This window comes from Pseudomonas farsensis (genome assembly GCF_014268805.2).
GTDB lineage: Bacteria > Pseudomonadota > Gammaproteobacteria > Pseudomonadales > Pseudomonadaceae > Aquipseudomonas > Aquipseudomonas farsensis.
Window position 1 is genome coordinate 51,936 of the sequence record NZ_JABWRF020000002.1, and the last position, 23,403, is coordinate 75,338.

The 23,403-nt window shown below is 64.5% G+C and carries 20 protein-coding genes and 1 riboswitch; of the genes, 7 read left to right on the top strand and 13 right to left on the bottom strand.

All coding sequences use genetic code 11. The features are described 5' to 3' along the window. Position 1: 1 nt before the first annotated feature. From HU719_RS09690 to HU719_RS09720, 7 genes are all read right to left on the bottom strand, one after another. A complete protein-coding gene (locus tag HU719_RS09690; RefSeq protein WP_186537131.1) occupies positions 2 to 520 on the bottom strand; it encodes a retropepsin-like aspartic protease family protein in 519 nt (172 codons plus the stop codon). Next, positions 517 to 1,503: an esterase-like activity of phytase family protein gene (locus HU719_RS09695; RefSeq protein ID WP_186537132.1), complete on the bottom strand. Its 987-nt coding sequence runs from the start codon at positions 1,501 to 1,503 to the stop codon at positions 517 to 519. The genes HU719_RS09690 and HU719_RS09695 overlap by 4 nt, the downstream gene beginning before the upstream one ends. Next, positions 1,500 to 3,404 carry a DNA topoisomerase IV subunit B gene (gene parE, locus HU719_RS09700; RefSeq protein ID WP_186537133.1) on the bottom strand — a complete coding sequence of 635 codons (1,905 nt, stop codon included), beginning with the start codon at positions 3,402 to 3,404 and terminating at the stop codon, positions 1,500 to 1,502. The genes HU719_RS09695 and parE overlap by 4 nt, the downstream gene beginning before the upstream one ends. Positions 3,405 to 3,440: 36 nt before the next feature. After that, a complete protein-coding gene (locus tag HU719_RS09705; protein WP_186537134.1) occupies positions 3,441 to 4,049 on the bottom strand; it encodes a YqiA/YcfP family alpha/beta fold hydrolase in 609 nt (202 codons plus the stop codon). Positions 4,050 to 4,499: 450 nt separating this feature from the next. Beyond that, a complete protein-coding gene (gene cpdA, locus HU719_RS09710; RefSeq protein ID WP_186536925.1) occupies positions 4,500 to 5,303 on the bottom strand; it encodes a 3',5'-cyclic-AMP phosphodiesterase in 804 nt (267 codons plus the stop codon). Between the two features lie 85 nt (positions 5,304 to 5,388). Then, positions 5,389 to 5,841 (bottom strand): DUF1249 domain-containing protein, encoded by a 453-nt coding sequence (locus tag HU719_RS09715; protein WP_186536924.1) that lies wholly within the window; start codon positions 5,839 to 5,841, stop codon positions 5,389 to 5,391. Further along, complete coding sequence (locus HU719_RS09720; protein ID WP_186536923.1) at positions 5,832 to 6,449, bottom strand: NUDIX domain-containing protein; 618 nt, start codon at positions 6,447 to 6,449, stop codon at positions 5,832 to 5,834. Before HU719_RS09720 ends, HU719_RS09715 begins: the two co-directional genes overlap by 10 nt. A gap of 184 nt (positions 6,450 to 6,633) precedes the next feature. On the opposite strand from HU719_RS09720, the gene HU719_RS09725 reads away from it, so the two are divergent. Next, positions 6,634 to 7,380 carry an RsiV family protein gene (locus HU719_RS09725; RefSeq protein ID WP_186536922.1) on the top strand — a complete coding sequence of 249 codons (747 nt, stop codon included), beginning with the start codon at positions 6,634 to 6,636 and terminating at the stop codon, positions 7,378 to 7,380. Here HU719_RS09725 and cytX read toward each other — a convergent pair. Both cytX and thiC read right to left on the bottom strand, forming a co-directional pair. Continuing rightward, positions 7,349 to 8,632: a putative hydroxymethylpyrimidine transporter CytX gene (gene cytX / locus HU719_RS09730; RefSeq protein WP_186536921.1), complete on the bottom strand. Its 1,284-nt coding sequence runs from the start codon at positions 8,630 to 8,632 to the stop codon at positions 7,349 to 7,351. The genes HU719_RS09725 and cytX overlap by 32 nt on opposite strands. Before the next feature lie 160 nt (positions 8,633 to 8,792). Continuing rightward, entirely contained in the window at positions 8,793 to 10,673 is a 1,881-nt protein-coding gene (thiC, locus tag HU719_RS09735; RefSeq protein WP_186521194.1) for a phosphomethylpyrimidine synthase ThiC, read from the bottom strand. A gap of 155 nt (positions 10,674 to 10,828) precedes the next feature. Continuing rightward, a riboswitch (TPP riboswitch) is annotated at positions 10,829 to 10,935 on the bottom strand. Between the two features lie 158 nt (positions 10,936 to 11,093). Between thiC and HU719_RS09740 the strand changes: the two genes are divergently transcribed. Next, entirely contained in the window at positions 11,094 to 12,527 is a 1,434-nt protein-coding gene (locus HU719_RS09740) for a TolC family outer membrane protein (RefSeq protein ID WP_186536920.1), read from the top strand. Between the two features lie 79 nt (positions 12,528 to 12,606). Here HU719_RS09740 and waaA read toward each other — a convergent pair whose 3' ends face one another. After that, positions 12,607 to 13,878: a lipid IV(A) 3-deoxy-D-manno-octulosonic acid transferase gene (gene waaA, locus HU719_RS09745; RefSeq protein WP_186536919.1), complete on the bottom strand. Its 1,272-nt coding sequence runs from the start codon at positions 13,876 to 13,878 to the stop codon at positions 12,607 to 12,609. 92 nt (positions 13,879 to 13,970) lie between these two features. Between waaA and HU719_RS09750 the strand changes: the two genes are divergently transcribed. The 4 genes from HU719_RS09750 (at position 13,971) to HU719_RS09765 (ending at position 17,391) form a co-directional block, all read left to right on the top strand. Further along, a complete protein-coding gene (locus HU719_RS09750; RefSeq protein ID WP_186536926.1) occupies positions 13,971 to 14,303 on the top strand; it encodes a DMT family transporter in 333 nt (110 codons plus the stop codon). Positions 14,304 to 14,402: 99 nt separating this feature from the next. Further along, positions 14,403 to 15,578 carry an NAD(P)/FAD-dependent oxidoreductase gene (locus HU719_RS09755; RefSeq protein WP_186521197.1) on the top strand — a complete coding sequence of 392 codons (1,176 nt, stop codon included), beginning with the start codon at positions 14,403 to 14,405 and terminating at the stop codon, positions 15,576 to 15,578. After that, on the top strand, positions 15,575 to 16,387 hold the full coding sequence (locus HU719_RS09760; protein ID WP_186521198.1) for an aldo/keto reductase: 813 nt from the start codon (positions 15,575 to 15,577) through the stop codon (positions 16,385 to 16,387). Before HU719_RS09755 ends, HU719_RS09760 begins: the two co-directional genes overlap by 4 nt. 35 nt (positions 16,388 to 16,422) lie before the next feature. Then, positions 16,423 to 17,391 carry a metal ABC transporter ATPase gene (locus tag HU719_RS09765; RefSeq protein ID WP_186536918.1) on the top strand — a complete coding sequence of 323 codons (969 nt, stop codon included), beginning with the start codon at positions 16,423 to 16,425 and terminating at the stop codon, positions 17,389 to 17,391. A gap of 27 nt (positions 17,392 to 17,418) precedes the next feature. Here HU719_RS09765 and hldE read toward each other — a convergent pair whose 3' ends face one another. Next, positions 17,419 to 18,840 (bottom strand): bifunctional D-glycero-beta-D-manno-heptose-7-phosphate kinase/D-glycero-beta-D-manno-heptose 1-phosphate adenylyltransferase HldE, encoded by a 1,422-nt coding sequence (gene hldE / locus HU719_RS09770; protein WP_186536917.1) that lies wholly within the window; start codon positions 18,838 to 18,840, stop codon positions 17,419 to 17,421. A 105-nt stretch (positions 18,841 to 18,945) separates the two neighbouring features. Further along, a complete protein-coding gene (gene msbA / locus HU719_RS09775) occupies positions 18,946 to 20,751 on the bottom strand; it encodes a lipid A export permease/ATP-binding protein MsbA (protein ID WP_186521201.1) in 1,806 nt (601 codons plus the stop codon). 144 nt (positions 20,752 to 20,895) lie between these two features. Between msbA and HU719_RS09780 the strand changes: the two genes are divergently transcribed. Next, positions 20,896 to 22,743, top strand: coding sequence for a bifunctional O-antigen ligase/aminoglycoside phosphotransferase family protein (locus HU719_RS09780; RefSeq protein ID WP_186536916.1), 1,848 nt, complete (start codon positions 20,896 to 20,898; stop codon positions 22,741 to 22,743). Positions 22,744 to 22,782: 39 nt separating this feature from the next. Here the strand turns inward: HU719_RS09780 and HU719_RS09785 are convergent, their stop codons facing one another. Continuing rightward, a complete protein-coding gene (locus HU719_RS09785) occupies positions 22,783 to 23,403 on the bottom strand; it encodes a CatB-related O-acetyltransferase (protein WP_186521203.1) in 621 nt (206 codons plus the stop codon).

A 23,403-nucleotide genomic window follows, 5' to 3' on the forward strand; every position in this document is an offset into this window, starting at 1 on the left:
GTCATTTCAGGTTCTGGCGCAGCAGCATGGTGCCGCCGCGCTGGGTGAATTCAAGTTGTTTCAGTGCGCTCATGCCCAGCAGCACGGCCCGGCCATCCAGGCCTGGCACCACCACGGCGCGCACATTGCGCAGCTGGATATCGCCCAGCTGCAGGGTATCAAGGCGGGTGCGATAGCCCTCGGCACGGCCGTTGGCGGTACTGAGGGTGACCGGCGCACCGCGGGCCAGGTCCAGTTCGCCGGCCAGCGCCTCGGGGATGGCCACGTCGGTGGCGCCGGTGTCGAGCATGAAATGCACCACCCGCCCGTTGATCGCGCCATCGGCGACGAAGTGGCCTTGGCTGTTGGCCAGCAGCCGCACCTCGATGAAGCCATCGCCCTGCTGGCTTTGCACCACGCTGTTGGGGTTTTGCCGGCGCTCTTCCCATTGCCCGAAAAACCGCGTGGCGAGGAACATCGCCGCCACCCAGGCGAGCATCATCAATACCTTGCCGGCGCGCTTGCCCGGCTCCTGGCTCATGGTTTGGCACTCCAGCCGCCATCGGGCGCGGCGAAGCGCCAGACGATGGGCCGTGTTTCGCCATCGGCGCGGGTGTCGTTGTTGTTGTCGACACCAATCCAGGCGCCGTCCTGGTCGATTACCAACGCCTCGGCCAGGCCGTAGGGCGCGGCGTACTGCCGTGAAGGCAACAAGGCATCAGCGGCGAACGACCAGCAGCGCTCGATTGCACCGCTGTCGGCATCACGCCGGCAAATGCGGTAAGCATTGCGCTCCAGGGTAAACAGCTTGCCGGCGAACAATGCCAGGTCGGCAAAGTCGCGCGATTGCTCACGGGCCCCCGGAAACTGCGCCGGCTGCATCTCGACCCCGGCTTCGCTGAACAGCACACAGCTCTGCCCGCAGGTCCAGACCGACTGCTGGCGCTGCACCAACACCAGGCCACGGCGCTCGCGCTCGGCGGCCAGCCACAGCCGATCACCGACCGGGTTGATGGCCAGGCCTTCGAACAGTGCATTGAAATTGAGCAACATGCCGCTGGCGCGCGCCTGGCGAACCATCGATTGGTCAATTTTCAACCAGTCAGGCTCACCCTCCACCGGTAACTGCAGCACAGCCGCATGGGCTTCGCTGACAATGTAGAGGTTGCCCGCCTGATCGCAGGTGATGCCTTCAAAGTCCAGCTCACCGCCGCGAATATACGAAGCCGCCCAACTGCGCGACTTGAGCCCCCACGGCAGGCCGGTGTCTGGCGGGATGGGCGCGATGAACTCCAGCGGCGCGGCGCGCCAGGTGGCTTCGGCCTGGTCCAGCCGGTAGATGCGGTCATCGTCACGGTCGGACACCGCCCACAGCGCCCCCCGGCACTGCGCCAGCCCCGAAAGGTTGCCACCGCGCATGCCGTCAACGGCATGCTCGGCGGTCAGCTTGAGCTCTGGCCAGTCAGCGGCCAGGGCCGGTAACGTGAACAGCGCCAGGCAGACCGCCAGTAGCGGACGAATCAAACCAGAACCTCGGCCAGGTTGCCTTTGGTCTCCAGCCAGTTCTTGCGATCGCCTGCGCGTTTTTTTGCCAGCAGCATGTCCATGATCTCGGTCGTGCCGGCCACGTCGTCCAGGGTCAGCTGCACCAGGCGCCGAGTGTTCGGGTCCATGGTGGTTTCGCGCAGTTGCGGCGGGTTCATTTCGCCCAGGCCCTTGAATCGGGTGACCTGCGGCTTGCCGCGTTTCTTCTCGGCCACCAGGCGGTCAAGGATGCCGTCACGCTCGGCTTCGTCCAGGGCGTAGTAGATTTCTTTGCCCAGGTCGATGCGGTACAGCGGCGGCATGGCGACGTATACGTGCCCGGCTTCGACCAGCGACCGGAAGTGCTGGACGAACAGCGCGCACAGCAAAGTGGCGATGTGCAGGCCGTCGGAGTCGGCGTCCGCCAGGATGCACACTTTGCCGTAGCGCAGTTGCCCAAGGTCGGTGGCGCCGGGGTCAACGCCGATCGCCACGGCGATGTTGTGCACTTCCTGGCTGGCCAATACTTCGCCGCCATCGACTTCCCAGGTGTTGAGGATCTTGCCGCGCAGCGGCAGGATGGCCTGGAACTCTTTGTCCCGGGCCTGCTTGGCCGAACCACCGGCAGAGTCACCCTCGACCAGGAACAGCTCGGCGCGCATCGGGTCCTGGCCTGCGCAATCGGCCAGCTTGCCAGGCAGCGCCGGGCCTTGGGTAATGCGTTTGCGCTCGACTTTCTTGCTGGCCTTGAGGCGGCGGCCGGCGTTGCTGATAGCCAGCTCCGCCAGTTGCATGCCCAGCTCTGGGTGGGCGTTGAGCCACAGGCTGAAGGCGTCCTTGACCACGCCCGAAACGAACGCCGCCGCTTCACGCGACGACAGGCGCTCTTTGGTCTGGCCCGAGAACTGCGGTTCCTGCATTTTCATCGACAGCACGAAGCTGATGCGCTCCCAGACGTCCTCGGGCGCCAGCTTGACGCCACGCGGCAGCAGGTTGCGGAACTCGCAGAACTCGCGCATGGCTTCGAGCAGGCCCTGACGCAGGCCGTTGACGTGGGTACCGCCCTGGGCGGTGGGGATCAGGTTGACGTAGCTTTCCTGGATGCTCTCGCCGCCCTCGGGCAGCCACAGCAAGGCCCAGTCGACCGCCTCCTTGTTGCCGGCAAGGCTGCCGCAGAACGGCTCGTCAGGCAGGCGCAGGTACTCACTGACCGAGTCGACCAAGTAGGAGCGCAAGCCGTCTTCGTAATGCCACTCGACCTTCTCGCCGCTGGCTTTGTCTTCGAAGCTGATCGACAGGCCCGGGCACAGCACCGCCTTGGCCTTGAGCACGTGCTTGAGGCGGCTGATGGAGAACTTCGGCGAATCGAAATACTTGGGGTCGGGACTGAAATACACGCTGGTGCCGGTGTTGCGCTTGCCCACCGTGCCGACCACTTCCAGCTCGGTGGCCTTGAAGCCATCGGCAAAGGTCATCTGGTATTCGTTGCCGTCGCGCTTGACCCGCACGCGCACCTGCGTGGACAGGGCGTTGACCACCGAAATACCCACGCCGTGCAGGCCGCCGGAGAACTGATAGTTCTTGTTGGAGAACTTGCCGCCGGCGTGCAGTTTGGTGAGGATCAGCTCGACGCCAGATACGCCCTCTTCGGGGTGGATGTCCACCGGCATGCCACGGCCATCGTCGCTGACTTCCAGCGAGTGGTCGGCATGCAGGATGACTTGCACCGAGCGGGCGTGGCCTGCCAGGGCTTCGTCGACGCTGTTGTCGATGACTTCCTGGGCCAGGTGGTTGGGCCGGCTGGTGTCGGTGTACATGCCCGGCCGCTTGCGAACCGGGTCGAGGCCGGAGAGGACTTCGATGGCGTCTGCGTTATAGGCGCTAGCGCTGGGATTGGCCATGGGGTCTCGTCGTCAGTCTGGTGAATGCAAAAAAGCTCAAAGTACGGAAAAATCCAACGCCGCGTATTGCCCACGGGCAATACCTGCGAAGGCCAGCAACGCCGGCAACTGCTCGGCGAAGCCCTGGAAGCTGTGGTCGCCACCGGCCTGGATGCGCAGGGCACAGGCCCGGTAATAGCGCTCGGCGTGACGATAGTCCAGTGTTTCGTCGGCGGTCTGCAACCACACTTGATAGCGCGCAGGGTCCGCAGGCGGCGGCACCTCAAGCTCAGCCAGAGCCACGACGTGGTCCTGGGTCAGTTCCCAGGTTTGGTCGGTGTAGTGGTTGCGCTGGGGGCCGAGGTAGCCGTCGAACAGCCGGTGCGGGGCGACCGCCGGGTTGATCAACAGGGCCTTGAGCCCGTGGCGCTCGGCCAGATGGGTGGCATAGTAGCCGCCAAGGGAGCTGCCGACCAGCAGCGGCGCGCCAAGCTCGGCAATGGCCGCTTCGAGTTGCTGCATGGCCTGGCGCGGGTGGTGGTGCAGCGCCGGGACGCGCAAGCGCTCAGCCAGGCCAAGCTGCTGCATGACGGCCTGAAGCTGCGACGCCTTGGTAGACAGCGGCGAGCTGTTCAAACCATGGATATAGAGTATGGAACCCGACATGCTGCCCCCGGACGCAAAGACGCGCAGTGTAGCCTGTTCGAAGGGCATTGGTTCACCGGAGGGGTTTTCGTAACACACTCCTGACTACCTGCACGGATCTCCCACAGAGCTCGCCCATCCCCATATCGATGCCGTCTACGCGGTCAGTGTAGGAGCGGCCTTGTGTCGCGAAAGGGCTGCGGAGCAGCCCCAGGATCTGCGCACCCACCAGAATCGCTGGGGCTGCTCCGCAGCCCTTTCGCGACACAAGGCCGCTCCTACACAATCAAAAGCGACTTGCCCGCCCCCCTAGAATCTCCCTCAGGGTCGGTGTCAGCCCCCAAATTCGAGACGGGCGCGTTCACTGTGGGAGCTGGCGCCAGCCTGCGATGAGGCCCGTGCAGGTGGCACATAACCGAGGTGCAGTGGGCTTGCCCTGATGCCTGTCAGTTATCGCAAGCCATCGCGCTATTAATAGCCAGGGCTGTCGAAGTCCAGGGTCACCACTAAATCCAGCGCCCGCTCCACGCCGGTGTCCAGCCTGCCGTCGTCATGCAGGCGCAGCCAGCGGTAGCCGGGTTGCTCTTCGCTGACCTTGAAGTCCTCACTGCCGGGCGCGAACTGGATGCAAGTCGAGGGCGTGGCCAGGTAACGCACACCTTCATGCTCTTGGTCGTATTCCTGATGTACATGCCCCCACAGCACGGCCTTGACCTGTGGATAACGCTTTACCCGCGCTAGCAGCGCATCGGCGTTGCGCAGGCCGATGGGCGCCATCCAGGCACAGCCGATATCCACCGGCTGATGGTGGCAGCACACCAGGCAATAGCGCGCGCCGGCTGTGGTCAACGCCTCGTCCAGCACCGCCAGTTGCTGCTCGTCGAGCAACCCGAAGGTGGCGCCGATCACTGCCGAATCCAGCATGACGATACGCCAGGCGCCGATATCGGTAACCGCCTGCACCAAGTGCGGCGCCACTTCGGCCATGACCCGGGCTTCATCGTGGTTGCCCGGCAACCAGCGGGTCGGGGCACCCAGGCTATCGGTCAGATCGCGAAACGCTTCGTAGGAGGCACGGCTTGCGTCCTGGGACAGGTCGCCCGTGCACAGCACCAGATCGATACGCGGCTGCTCTCGGCGCACCTGGCCAAGCACATGGCTGAGGCTGGCGCGGGTATCGAGGCCCAGCAAGGTGCCTGCCGGGTCGGCAAACAGGTGGGCGTCGGTCACTTGCACCACATGCACGGGTGACGGGTAGGAAGATGGGTGCGGCAACGGCCGTCTCCTCAAGCGGATTCAGCAGCGATTATGGCGGTGCATGACGCGTGAGCAAATACGCCAACCCAAACCACGTCACATTTCAGCGCACGGCCGCCAGTTCATGGCCACAGGCCAGGCAGTGGCTCAGCCATTCACCCAGAAACAGGTTTAGCTGGGCTTTTTCGTCCGGCTGGTGCATCGCGTTGTTGGGGTATGGGTAAATGCTGCGCAGCCGCCGGGTGTGCTCGGCGCTGACCACCTCGGCCATGCGCGCATCGTGATACACCTGTACTTCAAGCTCCGGCACCGGCAGCCACGGCAGGCTGTGTTCCTGGCGAATGCGCAGGGTGGTGGTGTACGGGCAGGCCAGCAACACTTCGAGCACCAGCACGCCGAGCATCTGGTCGCCTTGGGTCATGCCGATACGCCGCGAGCTTTGCGTGGTGCGCATATCCGGCAACAGCTGCATCAGCCGGGCATAGTTGGCCTCACAGGCCGATTGCAACCCGGCCAGATCGACCCGATAGCGCTCACGCAGCAAGTTCACTTCCACATACCTCGGACTTCGTCACGGTTAAGAGCCAGCCATTGCAGGCCGATAATAGCCGCGGCGTTGCAGATGCGCCCGTCGCGTACCGCTTGCAGGGCATCCTCGAACGACCACACGCGCACGCGGATGTCTTCGTTTTCTCCGTCAAGGCCATGCAGGCCGCCCGCACCTTCGCTGCTGCAGCGCCCCAGGAACAGGTGGACGAACTCGTCACTGCCGCCGGGGGACGGGAAATACCGCGTCATCGGCCACAGCGCGCTGAAGGTCAGGCCCGCTTCCTCTTCGGCCTCACGGTGAGCCACTTCTTCGGGCTGCTCGTCCTTGTCGATGAGGCCGGCGACCATTTCGATCAGCCACGGGTTGCTGACCTTGCCCATGGCACCCACGCGGAACTGCTCGATCAGCACCACTTCGTCGCGCTGCGGGTCGTATGGCAGCACGCAGACCGCGTCATGGCGCACGAACAGTTCGCGGGTGAACTCGCGGCTCATGCCGCCGGCGAACAACTCGTGGCGCAGGTGGAGCTTGTCGAGCTTGTAGAAGCCCTTGAACAGTTGTTCCCGGCGGGTGATTTCGACCTGGTCGGGCACAAGCTTCGGCGTATCCGTCATGCAAACTCCTTAAGACCTGTTTACCGCATCGCGCAATCCTACTCTGCGTGCCGCCCGTTTTCACCCCTTTGCGGCGACCGTTCGCGCAGCCGGGACAGGCGCTACGCTCTCTGTTAGCTTAGTGGCGAACTGAAGGCCGCGTAGGCGGTCCAAGGCCGATCATCATCGTTGTTCAAGAGGCACCATGACCCTCGTCAAACTGACTTGCGTGGCCGTTCTGGCCCTCGCCCTCGGCGCCTGCCAGAGCCTGTTCACCCCCAATTACCGCGCGCCGCTCGAGGTCAAACGCGAGGCCTGGGAGCACATCAAGCCCGGCTGCAGCGAAAGCGACTGCCCGTTGGTGAATATCGACACCGTGCACTTCCCCGCGCTGCCCAAGCTCGACGCCATCGTTGAAAAACGCCTGCTGCAGTTGACCGAAGACAACCAGCGCGGCGCAGCGCCGGCCTCGCTGCAATCTTACGAGCAGCAGTACCTGGCCACCGCCGACAAGCGCAACAGCAGCTACCTGCAAGCCAAGGTACGCGAGCAGCATGACGGACTGGTGATCATCGAGCTGTCCAGCTACCTCGACAGCGGCGGCGCTCATGGCATGCCGGGGCGGGCGTTCATCAACTATTCACGCAAGCTGGACAAGGTGCTGACCCTGGACGACATGCTGCTGCCCGGCCAGGCCGAGACGTTCTGGAAGACCGTCGAGGAATCGCACCGCGCCTGGCAGATCAGCACCGGCATGGACAAGGACGCCGAGTTCGTCAAAACCTGGCCGTTCCGCACATCGCCGCACATTGCCCTGACCTATGGCGCGGTGGTGGTGAAGTATGAAGTCAACGCCATTGCGCCCTACTCCATGGGCCACGTCGAGCTGAAAATCCCCTACCCGCGCTTGAACGGCGTGCTCAAGCCTGAGCTGTTTCCCGGCCGCGGCTAAGCGCTAGCAGGCCGTACAGCAACCCTGCCAGCAGCAGCGCTGGCAGGGTTGCGCCAAGCTCCGGCGCCTGGTTGGCCAGCAGGTGATAGGCCGCCACCCCCACCGCCCAGGCCAGCAGCGCAGGCCAATGCAGCCCACCAACACGGGCCGGCAGGCGCCGACGACGGACCACAAAGTGGTCGACCAGCACCACGCCGAACAACGGCGCGAACACCGAACCGATCAGCAGCAGGAAGTTCTGGTATTGCGCCAGCGGCGCCAGCAGCGCGATCGAGGTGCAGAGCAGGCCAATGGTCAGCGCCAGGTGCTCGACCTTGAATTTGAGCAGCAGCCCCGTCGATACCGCCGCCGAGTGGATGTCGGCAAAGGCGTTTTCCGACTCATCGAGCAGGATCAGCAGCAACGGGATACCCAGCCCGGCGCCCGCCAGCGCCAGCAACAGCGCATTGACCTCGCCGCTGGGGGCAAACGCCAGGGTGTAGGCCACGCCCAGGCTCATCAGCCAGGCATTGCCCAGGAAAAAGCCCAGCGCGGCGCCGCCGAACACCCGGCTGGCCCGCTGGCCGAAGCGTGAATAGTCGGCGATCAGCGGCAGCCACGAAAGCGGCATGGCGATCACTATGTCAAAGCCCAGCGCCAGCGACAGCGAGCCATCGCCAGGTCGGCGCCAGAGGTCGGCCAGGTCCGCCTTGGCGAACAAGTTCCAGGTCAGCCACAGGCAGGCGCCGAGCAACAGCCAGATCCCCCATTTACGCAGTACCTTGCGCACGAACGCCAGCGGCCCGCTGACCGCAAGCAGGGTAGCCAGCGCGCCGAAGCACAGGGTCCATAACAGTGGGCTGCTCCAGGTGCTGGCCTCGCCGAACGTGCGCGCACCCAACAGGCTTGCGGCATCACGCATGACGATGATCTCGAACGAGCCCCAACCCACCAGTTGCAGCAGGTTGAGCAACGCCGGCAGGCGCACGCCGTGGCTGCCCAGGGTCAGGCGCAAGGTGCCCATGGCCGACAGGCCGGTGTCACTGCCAATGACGCCGGCCGATGCCAGCAACAGCACGCCCACTGCCGTACCCAGCGCAATCGCCAGCAGCGCACCGGCCAGGCCCAGGCCCGGCGCCAGCAGGCCGCCGACCTGCAGCACCATCAGGCCGATGCCGAGGGAAAACCACAGCGAGAACAGGTCGCGGGCGCCAAACTGGCGGTGCTGGAGGGGGACCGGGTGGTCGGGGGAGAAATGGCTGGGTGTGGTCATTATTGTTCGCCGGGTAACGTTGGATGAAGGTCAGCGTGGGGTTTGGGGCTGCCTGCGGCCATCGCGGGACAAGCCCGCTCCCACAAACGCAGTCTTCATGCATTCTTTGGGAGCGGGCTTGTCCCGCGATGGCCGTAAAACGGCCCCAGGCGGCTACTGGTCAGACTTTCTGGTACAGCTGGCTGCCTTCCTGGCGGAAGCGCTCGGCCTGCTCGCGCATGCCTTGCTCCACCTCGACATCGACGGTCTCGATGCGCGCGGCGTACTCGCGCACTTCCTGGGTGATCTTCATCGAGCAGAACTTCGGCCCGCACATCGAACAGAAGTGCGCAACCTTGGCCGACTCCTTGGGCAGCGTTTCGTCGTGGAACGAGCGCGCGGTGTCCGGGTCCAGGCCGAGGTTGAACTGGTCTTCCCAGCGGAACTCGAAACGCGCCTTGGACAGCGCGTTGTCGCGGATCTGCGCGCCAGGGTGGCCCTTGGCAAGGTCGGCCGCATGGGCGGCGATCTTGTAGGTAATGATGCCGGTCTTGACGTCATCCTTGTTCGGCAGCCCCAGGTGTTCCTTGGGCGTGACGTAGCAAAGCATGGCGCAACCGAACCAGCCGATCATCGCCGCGCCAATCCCCGAGGTGATGTGGTCGTAGCCCGGCGCAATGTCGGTGGTCAGCGGGCCAAGGGTGTAGAACGGCGCCTCGTCGCAGCATTCAAGCTGCTTGTCCATGTTCTCCTTGATCAGCTGCATCGGTACGTGGCCTGGGCCTTCGATCATGCACTGCACATCGTGCTTCCAGGCAATCTTGGTCAGCTCGCCGAGGGTTTCCAGCTCGCCGAACTGCGCCGCGTCGTTGGCGTCGGCAATCGAACCCGGGCGCAGGCCGTCACCCAGCGAGAAGCTGACGTCATAGGCCTTCATGATTTCGCAGATCTCATCGAAGTGCGTGTACAGGAAGTTCTCTTTGTGGTGCGCCAGGCACCACTTGGCCATGATCGAGCCACCCCGGCTGACGATGCCGGTCACGCGCTTGGCTGTCAGCGGCACATAGCGCAGCAGCACACCGGCGTGGATGGTGAAGTAGTCCACGCCCTGCTCCGCTTGCTCGATGAGGGTGTCGCGGAACAGCTCCCAGGTCAGGTCCTCGGCCACGCCGCCGACCTTTTCCAGCGCCTGGTAAATGGGCACGGTACCGATCGGCACTGGCGAGTTGCGGATGATCCACTCGCGGGTTTCGTGGATGTGCTTGCCGGTGGACAGGTCCATGACCGTGTCCGAGCCCCAGCGGATACCCCAGGTCAGCTTGGCCACTTCTTCCTCGATCGAGGAACCCAGGGCGCTGTTGCCGATGTTGCCGTTGATCTTCACCAGGAAGTTGCGGCCGATGATCATCGGCTCAAGTTCGGTGTGGTTGATGTTGGCCGGGATGATCGCACGGCCACGGGCGATTTCTTCGCGCACGAACTCGGCGGTGATTTCTTTCGGGATGCTGGCACCAAAGCTGTGGCCGGGGTGCTGCTGGTTGAGCAGGCCGGCGGCGCGGGCTTCCTGCAGTTTCATGTTCTCGCGGATGGCCACATATTCCATCTCGGCGGTGATGATGCCTTGGCGGGCATAGTGCATCTGCGTGACGTTGGCGCCGGCCTTGGCCCGGCGCGGGTTGCGCACATGGGCAAAGCGCAGCTTGGTCAGTTCGGCGTCGCCCAGGCGCTGCTGGCCGAAGTTGGAGCTCAGGCCGGCGAGGCGCTCGGTGTCGCCACGGGCGTCGATCCAGGCCGAGCGCACATCGCCCAGGCCCTTGCGCACGTCGATGATGACGTCAGGGTCGGTGTAGGGGCCGGAGGTGTCATAGACCAGCACCGGGGCGTTCTTCTCGCCGCCGAAGTCGGTGGGGGTGTCGTGCAGGCTGATCTCGCGCATGGGCACGCGGATGTCGGGGCGCGAGCCTTGGACGTAGACCTTGCGCGAATTGGGCAGCGGTTGCACGGACTGCTGATCGACTTGCGCCGATTCGCTGAGGTGGATCGTTTTTTCTTGTTTGCTCATCACAGGCTCTCCAGACGGCTTCCAGCGGAAGAAATGTCGGGGAAGAACCTGAAGGACGCGGATGCAGCCCATTACTGGGTGCAGTGCCAAAGACATGGAGTGCCATCGAGCGTGAGCTGCGACAACCCCGGACCTGGCACAAGAGGCTCCCGGGAAGTGAGAGCAATCTTGTTCCCTACGCAGGCGCTAACCTGATCAGGTTCAACGGGATCCGGAAACTACCGATCTCAGCCTTTGCATCAAGGCACCCCGACAAGAACATGCGCAGTCTAGACTGGAGTGGTCGGCAAAGCCAAGCGGCTTGCACCGGGCATGACCAATGGTGCAGACGCGGATTGTTCGCAGCGGCGCTCGGCACTACACTGGCGCATCGCCGGTACTCGACAGTACAGTAAATAAACCCTGATCAAGGATTGTCCTATGCTGCGCAAACTTTCACTGGCAATTGCCGTGTCTTGTGCGTCCAACGCAGTAGCCTGGGCAGTGGATCCGCCACCAACGGTCAAGACCGACCTGGTCAGCGTCTACCAGGAGGCGGTAGACAACAATGCCGACCTGGCAGCCGCCCGCGCCGACTATGGCGCCCGCCGCGAAGTGGTGCCCCAGGCCCGTGCCGGCCTGCTGCCGAACCTGTCGGCCGGCGCCGAAATGATGAACACCCGCACCAAGCTCGACGAACCCTCGGTCACCTCCAACCGCAGCGGCAATTCGTGGAGCGCCACCCTGGCCCAGCCGATTTTCCGCGCCGACCGCTGGTTCCAGTTGCAGGCCGCCGAGGCGGTCAACGAACAGGCGGCGCTGGAGCTGTCGGCCACCGAGCAGAACCTGATTCTGCAAAGTGCCGAAAGCTACTTCAGCGTGCTGCGCGCCCAGGACAGCCTGGCGTCGACCAAGGCCGAGGAAGCCGCGTTCAAGCGCCAGCTCGACCAGTCCAACGAGCGTTTCGATGTGGGCCTTTCGGACAAGACCGATGTGCTGCAATCGCAGGCCAGCTATGACACGGCGCGGGCCAACCGGATCATCGCCGAGCGCCAGGTACAGGACGCCTTCGAGGCGCTGATCACCCTGACCAACCGCCAGTACAGCTCGCTTCAAGGCGTAGTGCACAGCCTGCCGGTGCAGGTGCCCACCCCCAATGATGCCAAGGCCTGGGTCGAGACCGCCGGGCGCCAGAACCTCAACCTGCTGGCCACCAACCACGCCGTCAGCGCCGCTGAAGAGACCCTGCGCCAGCGCAAGGCCGGGCATGCGCCCACCGTGGACGCGGTGGCGCGTTATCAGAAAGGTGACAACGATAGCCTGGGCTTCAGCAACCCGTCGCAGAATGGCGTGCGTTATGGCGGTGACGTCGAGCAGACCAGCGTCGGCTTGCAACTGAACATCCCGATCTACAGCGGCGGGCTGACCAGTTCGCAGGTGCGCGAGGCCTACGCACGGCTGAGCCAGAGCGAGCAGCAGCGCGAGAGCCTGCGCCGCCAGGTGGTGGAGAACACCCGTAACCTGCACCGGGCGGTGAATACCGATGTCGAGCAGGTGCAGGCGCGCAAGCAGTCGATCATCTCCAACCAGAGCGCGTTGGAGGCGACCGAAATCGGTTACCAGGTGGGTACGCGCAACATCGTCGATGTACTGGATGCCCAGCGCCAGCTGTACACCTCGGTGCGCGACTACAACAACAGCCGCTATGACTACATCCTCGACAACCTGCGCCTCAAGCAAGCCGCCGGCACCCTCAGCCCGCAAGACTTGCAGGACCTGGGGCGTTACCTGAAAGCCGACTACAACCCCGACAAAGACTTCCTGCCACCCGACCTGGCAGCAGCAGCGGCAAAAAATTTCGAACGCAGGCCTTGAGCGTCATACGCATCGCGGGGCAAGCCCGCTCCCACAGGGGCCTGACATCTGTGGGAGCGGGCTTGCCCCGCGATGCTGTTTAGCGCAGAAGAGCCGCCACGCCATCGAGCAACCGCTGCAACGCGCCTTGATTGGCCTGCATCACCGCCCTGCCCGCCTCGCCCATGCGCCGGGCATCCTGCGGCAACTCCACCAGCCGGCGCACCGCCTGGGCCAGCCCTTCGGCATCATCGACCTGCTGCAAGCCCCCGGCTTCGCGCAACATCGCGCTGATTTCGAGGAAGTTGAACACATGCGGCCCCATGATCACCGGCAATGCCAGCGCTGCCGGCTCCAGCGGGTTATGCCCGCCAGTGGCGACCAGGCTGCCGCCCACGAAGGCGATGTCGGCCAGCGCATACAAGAACAGCAGCTCGCCCATGGTATCGCCAAGCAGCACCTGGGTTTGCCCACCCACCGCGTGCGCGCTGGAGCGGCGTACGGTGACGAAGCGTTCGGCACACAGCGCATGCACGGCATTGAAACGTTCAGGGTGGCGCGGCACCAGAATCAGCAGCGCATCAGCATGCACTTCGAGTAACTGCCGGTGGGCCTCGAGAATCTGCGCATCCTCGCCGTCATGGGTACTGGCGGCGATCCACACCGGGCGCAGGCTGGCGCCCCACTGCTCGCGCAGCTCGCGGGCAGCGGGCAGCAACTGCGCATCCACCTTCAGGTCGAACTTGATCGAGCCGGTCACCTGCACGCAGTGCGGGCGCGCGCCAAGGCTGCGAAAACGTTCGGCCTCAGCTTCGGTCTGCACGGCTATCAGGCTCATTTGCTCAAGCATCGGCCGGGTCAGCCCGGCGAACCGCGCGTAACCCCGGGCCGAGCGTTCGGAGAGTCGCGCATTGGCCAGCACCACCGGGATACCGCGCCTGGCGCACTGGTCGATATGGTTGGGCCACAGCTCGGTCTCCATGATGATGCCCAGGCGCGGGCGCACATGGTCGAAAAAGCGCCCGGCCGCCCACGGTAAGTCATACGGCAGGTAGCAGTGCTGCACCCGTGGCTCGCCAGCGAACAGGGCCTGGATGCGCTCGGACCCGGTCGGGGTCATGCAGGTGAGCGTGATCGGCAGGTCTGGGTATTGCGCCAGCAGCGCGCGCACCATCGGCGCCGCCGCGATGCTCTCGCCCACCGACACCGCATGCACCCAGATACCGCCCTGGCGCAGCGCCGGCATGCGCCAGGCAAAGCGCTCGGCAATGCGCGCACGGTAGGCTGGTGCCTTGCGCCCACGCAGGAACAGGCGCAGCGCAACCAGCGGCAGGCCCAGGTGAAACAGCAGGGTATAAAGAGTTCTGTTCATGGCAGCGGAGTTTACCTGATCAGCTCCGCAGTACGCCTTACAGCAATGGCCAGGATTGGCCTAGAATGGCCGACTGCCACGGAGAATCCGCCTTGAACGCCTATATCTATCTGGCCATCGCCATTGTCGCCGAAGTCATCGCCACCGCCTCGATGAAAGCGGTAAAGGGCTTCAGTACCCCGCTGCCGCTGCTGCTGATGGTCTGCGGCTACGCGGTCGCGTTCTGGATGCTGACCCTGGTGGTGCGCAGCATCCCGGTGGGTATCGCCTATGCCATCTGGTCGGGCCTGGGCATCGTGCTGATCAGCGTGGCTGCGCTGGTGATCTACGGGCAGAAGCTGGACCTGCCGGCGATGCTGGGCATGGCCATGATCGTCGGCGGGGTGGTGGTGATCCAGCTGTTCTCCAACAGCTCCGGGCACTGACCCCACCAGCAGCGGCGCCGCGCTGCTTGCCCGTGGTCACGACGGCAAACTCGCACAGCCTGTATACTGCGCACCTGTCCAAGCTTTCGAGGTGCACGCATGCCATCTGCCATTTCCACTGACGTGCTGATCGTCGGCGCCGGGGTCGCAGGCCTCTGGCTCAATGCCCGGCTGCGCCGCCAGGGTTATTCGACAGTACTGGTGGAGCGCGCAACCCTGGGCGGCGAGCAGACCATCAAGTCCCAAGGCATCATCCATGGCGGCACCAAGTACGCCCTGCACGGGGCGCTGACCGGCGCCTCCGAAGCCATTGCCGACATGCCCCGGCGCTGGCGCGAAGCGCTGGCCGGCAACGGCGAACTGGACCTGGGCAGCACCCGCCTGCTGTCCGACGCCCACTACCTGTGGTCCCCCGGCACCCTGGCCGGCAACCTCACCAGCTTCTTTGCCAGCAAGGCCGTGCGCGGCCGGGTCGACCAGGTCAAGGGCGAGCAACTACCGCCAGCCCTGCAAGACGGCCGCTTCAAGGGCAAGGTGTATCGCCTGGCAGAGCTGGTCATCGATGTCCCCACGCTGCTGGCCAACCTGGCACAACTGGCCGGCGACAGTTTGCTGGCCGGTGAACATATCGAGCCGCTGCACGATGCCGGCGAACTGGTCGGCCTGCGTGTCGATGGCCGCGAGATCCGCGCCCAGCGCGTGGTACTGAGCGCCGGTGGCGGCACCGAAGACCTGCTGCACGCCCTGGGCCTGACCCAGCCGGCCATGCAGCGCCGGCCATTGCACATGGTGCTGGCCAAAGGCCCTAACCTCAAACCCTTGTACGCCCATTGCCTGGGCGGCGGCCCCAAACCACGGGTCACCGTCACCACCCACCCGGCCGCAGACGGCCAATGGGTGTGGTACCTGGGCGGCGACCTGGCCGAGGCCGACGGCGTGGCCCGCGATGCAGCCGCGCAAATTGCCGCCGCCCAGAAGGAAATCGCCGGCCTGCTGCCGTGGGTCGATCAAAGCCTGGTGCGCTGGGCCACGCTGCGCGTCGAACGCGCCGAGCCTGCGCAATCTGGCCTGGTGCGCCCGGACAACGCGTTTCTGGCCGAGCAGCAGCGCCTGCTGGTGGGCTGGCCGACCAAACTGGCCCTGGCCCCGGACTTTGCCGACCGCGTGCTGGCGAGCTTCCAGCGCGACGGCATCCGCCCGCAGGCGCAGCCCGACCTCAGCGGCCTGCCACGCCCGGCCCTCGGCGTTGCGGCCTGGGAGCAACTGCTGCCATGAGCCTGCCAACCCTGCACGACCACCATCGCGCCCTAGGCAGCACCGGGCTGCGCGTGTCGCCACTGGGCCTGGGTACGGTGAAGCTTGGCCGCGACCAAGGCGTGAAATACCCCAACGGCTTTACCATCCCCGATGACGACGCCGCCCGCCTGCTGCTGGGCCAGGCCCGCGATATGGGTATCAACCTGCTCGACACCGCGCCCGCCTATGGTTTGAGCGAACAGCGCCTCGGCCCGCTGCTGCGCGGCCAGCGCGATGAATGGGTGATCGTCAGCAAGGTGGGCGAAGAATTCGACAGCGGCCTGTCGCACTTCGATTTCAGCGCAGCGCACACCCGGCGTTCGGTCGAGCGTAGCCTCAAGCGCCTTGAAACCGACCGTATCGAGCTGGTGCTGGTGCACTCCGATGGCAACGACCTGCACATTCTTGAGCAGGAAGCCGTGTATGAAACCCTCGCTGCGCTGAAGCAGGAAGGCAAGATTCTAGGCTATGGTTTCTCCGGCAAGACTGTCGCCGGGGGCCTCAAAGCCCTGCAGCAGGGCGACTGCGCCATGGTCACCTACAACCTCAACGAGCAAGCCGAGCGGCCGGTGCTGGACTACGCTGCCGAGCATGGCAAGGCAATCCTGGTGAAAAAGGCCCTGGCCAGCGGGCATGCGTGCCTGGCACCGGGCATCGACCCGGTGCAGGCCAGCTTCGAATTACTGTTTGCCCACCCCGGCGTGCACAGCGCCATCGTCGGCACCATCAACCCGGTGCACCTGGCCCATAACGTGGCCACCGTGGCGCGGATCCTCGGCCGGCGTTAAGCCGCGAGGCCCGGCCCAACAGGAGGAGGAGCTTTGTGGCGCGTATGCTGATCCGCAAGAACCCAAGCAACTTCAAAACCCTGGCGCTGCATGTCGAGGCCAGTGCCGATGGCCTGAGCTACCAGGGCGTCGGCATGCCGCAGAACTTCTCGCAAACCTTGCAGCGGCGCAAGGCGATCCAACTGCCGGACACCGAGCGGTTCGTGGTCGAACTGGCCAACCTTGGGGTTTCGGTCCGCCTGACCCTCAATTGGCAAGGCTGTGATTACTGGGTGCTGGTGCGCCAACGCCGCCAGGACCGGGGCGATGTGGTGCTGAAGCTGATTTCCGGCTACGTGCCCGCCCATGAGCTGAACCTGCCTCTGCTCACCGCCATTCAGGAGGTCGCCGAGGAATGCCTGCTGGAAACCCCCGAGGGCTGGCTGGGAGGGCGCTTCAACGACACCTGGCTGCCCACGCCCTACAGCGCGGCCCTGCACTACCGCGAAGCGCCGCCGTTCGTGCTGTCGCCGCAGTCTGGCGCGGCGCGGCCGGTGCAGTGCGCCAACCTGACACTGATGGAGCGGCCACGGGCCTATGTGCACCTGCCCACCGCCTCCTTGCAACTGATCTATGACCTGCGCCTGCAAGTGCCGCGCGATGCCCGGCCACTGAGCCTGTTCCATGTCGACGAACGGCTTGAAGGCAACCAACTGGTCGCCCGCCTGGACCGCAAGCGCCCCGACCTCTACCTGATGCCGCTACAGGACGGCCAGCCGCTACCTGAGCTGTACACGGTCAAAAAGGACCAGTTACAGCCGGCCAGCACGCGCGGCCTGTGGCTGGCCGAAAGCTTTGCCAGGCAGGAAGGCTGGGTGGTACGCGAAGAGCGCGTGCGCTGGAAGGACTGGCTCAAGCAGCAGGGCCTGGCCGAAAGCCCGCGCAAACCTGCCGGGCATCTGCAACGCTTCAGCGAAAAAGCCCGCGCATTGCTGCAACGGGCTCGCGCAAGCGTGCATAAATAGCCGCTGCGCAGACGCGCAGCGAGTGGGTCAGTTCTTGCGGATTTTCTCGACGATAGCCGTGGTCGAGCTGTTTTCCACCAGCCCCAGCACTTTCACCGTGCCGCCATAGGCATTGACGATATCGGCGCCGACCACTTGCTCGATGCCATAGTCGCCGCCCTTGACCAGCACATCCGGCTTGACCTGGCGCAGCAGGTTTTCCGGGGTGTCTTCGCTGAAGCTGATGACCCAGTCCACTGCACCCAGGCCGGCCAGCACGGCCATGCGCCGGTCAACGCTGTTGATCGGGCGGCCCGGCCCTTTCAGGCGGCTGACCGAAGCGTCATCGTTGATTGCAACGATCAGCCGGTCGCCTTGGGCACGGGCTTGCTCCAGGTAGGTAACATGCCCGGCATGCAGGATATCGAAGCAGCCATTGGTGAAGACGATCTTCTCGTTGTGCGCACGGGCATCGTCGATGGCCAGCAGCAGTTGCTCCAGGCCCAGCACACCACGCTCGGAGCCTTCTTCGCGCTGGATGGCGCGGCGCAGCTCCGGCGCGCTGATGGCGGCGGTACCGAGCTTGCCGACCACGATGCCTGCGGCCAGGTTGGCCAGCGCGACCGCATGGGGCAGGTCTTCGCCAGCAGCGATGGCGGCCGCCAGGGTAGAAATGACGGTATCACCGGCACCGGTCACATCGAACACTTCACGGGCACGCGCTGGCAGGTGCAGGGCCGGGTGGCCGGTGCGCAGCAGGGTCATGCCATGCTCGCCACGGGTGACCAGTACAGCGCCGAGGTCCAGCTCTTCGAGCAGGTTAAGGCCCTTGGCAACCAGTTCGGCCTCATCGGCGCAGCGGCCAACGATGGTTTCGAACTCGCTCAGGTTCGGGGTGATCAAGCTGGCGCCACGGTAAATGGAAAAGTCGCGCCCCTTGGGGTCGGCCAGCACCGGGATGCCTTTGGCGCGCGCGGCTTCGATCAGCGACTGGTGGTTTTTCAGCGCACCTTTGCCGTAGTCCGACAGCACCAGCACCTTGACCCCGTCGAGCAATGCGTCCACCTCGGCGCCCAGCGACAGCGGGTCGGTAGCGAAAGGTTCTTCGAAGTCGATGCGCAGCAACTGCTGGTGGCGGCTCATCACCCGTAGCTTGACGATGGTTGGCTGGTGGGCGATGCGCTGGAACACCGAGCGCACGCCGGCAGCTTGCAGGCTGTTGGCCAGGCTGTCGGCAGCCTCGTCCTGGCCGGTGACGCCCACCAGCGCTGCGGGCGCGCCGAGGGCTGCAATATTGAGCGCAACGTTGGCCGCGCCGCCTGGACGGTCTTCGATCTGGTCGACCTTGACCACCGGCACCGGTGCTTCAGGCGATATGCGTGAAGTACCGCCATGCCAGTAGCGGTCGAGCATGACATCGCCGACCACCAGTACCGGAGCTTGATCGAAACGCGGCATGGACAACTTCATGGGCAACCCGAAATGAAAAAGTGAACAGGGGCAGGATATTAGCACAGCCGCCCAGAGATCGACCGACGCCCGTGGGCGCCGGCAGCAGGCTCCGGGCCAGCCGTGTCAGGTGAGATCGCCAGTACCTGGCTCGTCCAGGCCCATGGCGTGCAGGCGGGCATAGTAGCCATTCTGCGCCATGAGCTGGGCATGGCTGCCGCGCTCGACGATACGCCCCTGGTCCATGACCAGAATCAGGTCGGCCTTCTCGATGGTCGACAGGCGGTGAGCGATGACCAACGTGGTGCGGTCGCGCATCACCCGGTCCAGGGCGGCCTGGATGTGCCGCTCGGACTCGGTGTCCAGCGCCGAAGTCGCCTCGTCGAGAATCAGCAGTGGTGCATCCTTGAGCAACGCCCGGGCGATAGCCAGGCGCTGGCGCTGGCCACCAGACAGCAGCACGCCGTTCTCGCCCACCTGGGTGTCGAAACCGTGCGGCAACTGCTGGACGAACTCCTTGGCATAGGCCGCTTCGGCTGCGGCCTCGATAGCCTCGCGGGGCGCACCGGCCAGGTCGCCGTAGGCGATATTGTTGGCAATGGTGTCACTGAACAGGGTGACATGCTGGTTGACCTGGGCAATATGCCGGCGCAGGTTGAGCAGCTTGAAGTCCTCGACTTCGATGCCATCCAGCAAAATCTCACCGGTGCTGTGGTGGTAAAACCGCGGGATCAGCGCCGCAAGCGTGGACTTGCCACTGCCCGAACGCCCCACCAGCGCAACCATCTGCCCAGGCTCCACAGTGAAATTGATATCGCTGAGTACCTGCCGGTCAGTCCCCGGGTAGGTGAAGCTGAGGTTGCGAACTTCAAGGCGGCCGGTCAGCGCGTCGCGCTCAACGGTGCCCTTGTCGATTTCCTGCTCTTCGTCCAGTTGCTCGAAGATGCTCTCGGCACCGGCCACGCCTTTCTGAATGGTCGAACTCACCTCCGACAACTGCCGGATAGGCTTGGGCAACAGCCCGGCCAGGGTGATGTAGGCAACCATGTCACCGGCAGAGGAATCGCCACGCAGGTAAAGCACCAGGAACATCAGGATGGCCATGGCGATGTAGATCACCAGTTGCAGCAGCGGCGTGTAGATGGCGCCGGTGCGGGTCATGCGCAACTGTTTGTCGGTATTGCTGCGGCTGGCCTTGAGGAACCGCTGGCTCTCGTAGACCTCGCCACCAAAGCTGCGCACCACACGGTAGCCCTGGATGGTTTCGGAAGCGACATGGGTGACATCGCCCATTGCCACCTGGATCTTCTTGCTCTGCTTGCGGAATTTCTTGCTGGCGGTACCGACCATCAGCGCAATCAGCGGCAGGATCGCGATCATCACCAGCGTCAGGCGCCAGTTCATCAGCAACAACGAGCCAAACAGGAAGATGACCGTCATGCCTTCGCGGATGACCACCTTGATGGCATCGGTTGCAGCACCGGTGACCATGGTCACGTTGAAGGTGATGCGCGAGATCAGGTGCCCGGAGTTGTTCTGGTCGAAATAACGGTTGGGCAGCGTGAGCAGGTTGTTGAACAGTTGCACGCGCAGGTCGTGGACCAGGCCAAGCGAGACCTTGGCCAGGAAGTAGTTACCCAGGTACGAGCCCAGGCCCTGCCAGGCGGCGATCAGGATGATCAGCACCGGGACGGTGTGCATCAATTGCATGTCGCGCAGGTAAGGGACGTTGGGGAACAGGCTGGCGGCCGGGTTGGACAGGCCGTCAACGAAGTACTTGAGGATGTAGCCAAGCATCGGCTGGGTCGAGGCGAAGATCAGAAAGCCCACGATACTCAGCAGGAACAGGCCGACATAGGGCCGCACATAGCCAAGCAGGCGGAAATAGATCTTCAGGCTCGATGGGCTGGAGGCGCCGCTGGATTCGGTCATGACAGGTGAGCAATCTGGAATGGGACGCAGACTTTAACACAGCTTGCCCGGAGCGCCGGCACACCATTGGGCAGCCCCGATGGGAGCGCATTCACGGGCAAGTTGCGCTACCATGGCCAACCTTTTTCGCCATCGATAATGACCATGCAACCGAGCTGTATCAAGACCGGCGCCGACCGCCTCTTCGACTCGATCTGCCTGTGGGTGTTGCCAGCAGGGCTGTTTTTGCTGCTGAGCGCGCTGTTTCTGCTGCCCGACCGTAGCCACATGCACAAGGCTTATTACGCCCTCTTCAGCGCACCCGCCCTGATCGCGCTGTGCCTGCGCCCAGGCGAATGGCGCCAGATGCTGCGCGAACCACTGGTGCTGGTGTTCCTGGCGTTCGCTGGCTATGCGATCGTCAGTATTGCCTGGAGCGATACCGAGGATAGCGTCTCTGGCTTGATCAAGCGGCCGCTGCACATCTTCATGCTGTTCGCAGGCATGGCCCTGCTGTTGCGTCACCGCCTGGAGGCGCTGCAACCGGTCTTGATGGCGAGCGCCCTTGTCGCGCTGCTGCTTACCCTGCCACATCTGGTCGACTATTTCAGGTTCTACGCCCCCAAGCTTCGCCTTATAGGCGGTGGGGCACTGGACAACCCGCTGCTCAGCTCACACGTATTCGGTTTCTTCACCATTTACTGGCTGGCGCTGTGCATGACCAGCAAAGATCTGCGGGTACTGACCCTGAGCGCCTGCGCCTTGGGTGTGATGGGCCTCGTGGTGCTGGCCACCGGCTCGCGAACGCCGCTCGTGGCACTCACCGCCGCTGCGTTCTGGCTCGCCTTCCTGCACAGGGACCGCCGTTCGGCCTTGCTCGTGGGTGCCCTGCTGGTTGTAGCTATTGGTGCAGTTGTGATGTTTCCCCACATGGGGCTGAACCGCGGCGGCTCCTACCGCATCGAACTGTGGACCGCGGCACTGCAACTGGTTGCCCAGCAGCCATGGCTCGGGCATGGCTATGACGCCCATCTGGCGCTGGACCTTGGCTTTCGCATCCCCTTCAGCGAGCCCCACAGCTTCCCGATCGGCACGCTCTACTATGTCGGCGTACTCGGCTTCCTGCCTTGGGCCGGCATGCTGCTTCTGGGCCTTTATAGCGGCTGGCGCAACCGCAGCCATCCGCTGTTCGTCCTGGCCTCGAGCCTGCTGGTGTATGGCATTGCTGCGGGCCTGACCGAAGGCGGCGGCATCATGTCCCGGCCCAAGGAGCACTGGTTCCTGCTGTGGATTCCCCTGGCCCTGCTCGCGGCCCTGAACATCGCCCAACGTAGCGGGCGTATCGCAACGCCCGCCCTGCGCGACCTGTCCCCGGCCCAAGCCGAGCAGTTGACCGCGGCTGCCAGCGTGATCGAACAGGATGGCCTCGGGCCGAAGGTCCTGCGCCTGGCAGACGGCAGCTTCCTCAAGCTGTTCCGCCGTCGCGCCTGGTACAGTTCGGGCTTCATCAACCCCTATGCGGCGCGCTTCGTGCGCAACAGCCAGCAATTGGCACAGCTGGGCTTCACCACCCCGACGATACTGGGCTTGTACCGGTTCGCCGATGCCAGCACCGCCGTGCATTACCAGCCCTTGCCTGGCCAGACCCTGCGTGAGGCGCTGCAACAGAGCCCGTCGCCAGCACAGCGTCAGGCATTGGTACTGCGCTTTGGCAACTACCTGGCGCGCATGCACGAACAGGGGGTGTATTTCCGCTCCCTGCACCTGGGCAACGTGCTGGTACACAACGACGCGTTTGCGCTGATCGACCTGGCCGACATGCGTATCCGGCCCAGCCCGCTGCCGCTCAAGCTGCGCCAACGCAACCTGCGCCATATGCAACGTTATCCCGAAGACCGCACCTGGTTGTTCGAGGAAAACACCGCGCAGTTGCTGCAAGGGTATGCCGAGCAGGCCAGCGCCAGTGCCACGGCGCGGGTTCAGCGCTGCATCAGTGCCGCTGGCAACGCCTGATCACCGCTGATTTGCGGCCACCCGTGCGGTGGCCGCAGGTCAACGCTTGCGCTGGCGGGCGTAGTCCAGAAAGGCCTGGATATCGGTGTTGCAAAGCTTGCCCACCACTTCGCCAATCTCTTCCTGCGGCCACTCCCACCAGGCCGCAGCAAGCAGCTGTGCACGCACCTCTTCAGGGAAGCGCCACTTGACCACCTGGGCGGGGTTTCCAGCCACTACCGCATAAGGCGGCACGTCTCGGCTGACGACTGCCGAGGCAGCAACAACAGCGCCATGGCCGATGGTGACCCCGGACAGCAGCACGCAGCCGGAACACAACCACACGTCGCTACCCACTTCGACGTCGCCACGGCTGAAGGCGTAGCCGGGGATATCGCGCGCCTGCTCGAGCATCGCCGGAAACGGATAGGTGGTGACCCAGTCGACCCGATGATGGCCACCGAGGAAGATCTGCACGCCCTCGGCTATGGAGCAGAACGCGCCGATGCGCAGGGTGGCGCCTTCCTGCCAGTCATGCACCAGCGGCACGCCATAGCTGCCAACCCCGAACGCGTAGTCGGGGTAGCGCGCCTTGAAACGCGCCTGGCCACGCTCAAGGTGGGGCAGTTTGCGAATGGCACGCTTGGCCTGCTTTTCACGGTAACGCTGCAACCAGCCCAT